The sequence below is a fragment of the Streptococcus sp. HMSC066F01 genome, assembly GCF_001837335.1.
Classification (GTDB): domain Bacteria; phylum Bacillota; class Bacilli; order Lactobacillales; family Streptococcaceae; genus Streptococcus; species Streptococcus oralis_S.
The window spans coordinates 41,387-41,978 of the sequence record NZ_KV832120.1 but is presented as its reverse complement, the minus strand read 5'-3'; the positions used below and the strand labels follow the sequence as shown (position 1 = coordinate 41,978).

The 592-nt window shown below is 51.0% G+C and carries 6 tRNA genes; all 6 read left to right on the top strand.

Annotated features, from left to right (window positions below):
* The first annotated feature begins 34 nt into the window (after nt 1-34).
* The 6 genes from HMPREF2655_RS09850 to HMPREF2655_RS09825 all read left to right on the top strand — a co-directional run bounded on the left by HMPREF2655_RS09850 (nt 35) and on the right by HMPREF2655_RS09825 (nt 552).
* A tRNA-Gly gene (locus tag HMPREF2655_RS09850) sits at nt 35-105 on the top strand.
* Between the two features lie 33 nt (nt 106-138).
* A tRNA-Ile gene (locus tag HMPREF2655_RS09845) sits at nt 139-212 on the top strand.
* 11 nt (nt 213-223) lie between these two features.
* Nucleotides 224-295, top strand: a tRNA-Glu gene (locus HMPREF2655_RS09840).
* A 6-nt stretch (nt 296-301) separates the two neighbouring features.
* Nucleotides 302-391: transfer RNA gene (locus tag HMPREF2655_RS09835), tRNA-Ser, on the top strand.
* 11 nt (nt 392-402) lie between these two features.
* Nucleotides 403-476: transfer RNA gene (locus tag HMPREF2655_RS09830), tRNA-Met, on the top strand.
* Between the two features lie 3 nt (nt 477-479).
* Nucleotides 480-552: transfer RNA gene (locus tag HMPREF2655_RS09825), tRNA-Phe, on the top strand.
* Nucleotides 553-592: the final 40 nt, after the last annotated feature.

Here is a 592-nt window from a genome sequence, read left to right as displayed (position 1 = left end):
GGTCAGCGGTTCGATCCCGTTAACTCCCATTTTAGCGGGTGTAGTTTAGTGGTAAAACTACAGCCTTCCAAGCTGTTGTCGCGAGTTCGATTCTCGTCACCCGCTTTGAACGAAAGTTCATACCAAGTTTTTGAACTTGGGCGCGTAGCTCAGGTGGTTAGAGCGCACGCCTGATAAGCGTGAGGTCGGTGGTTCGAGTCCACTCGTGCCCATTTATAAATATGGTCCGTTGGTCAAGGGGTTAAGACACCGCCTTTTCACGGCGGTAACACGGGTTCGAATCCCGTACGGACTATTTATTGGAGGATTACCCAAGTCCGGCTGAAGGGAACGGTCTTGAAAACCGTCAGGCGTGTAAAAGCGTGCGTGGGTTCGAATCCCACATCCTCCTTTTTATATTAACGCGGGATGGAGCAGCTCGGTAGCTCGTCGGGCTCATAACCCGAAGGTCGTAGGTTCAAATCCTGCTCCCGCAATTTGGCTCGGTAGCTCAGTTGGTAGAGCAATGGATTGAAGCTCCATGTGTCGGCGGTTCGATTCCGTCTCGCGCCATATTTTATTAAGCGGGTGTAGTTTAGTGGTAAAACTACAG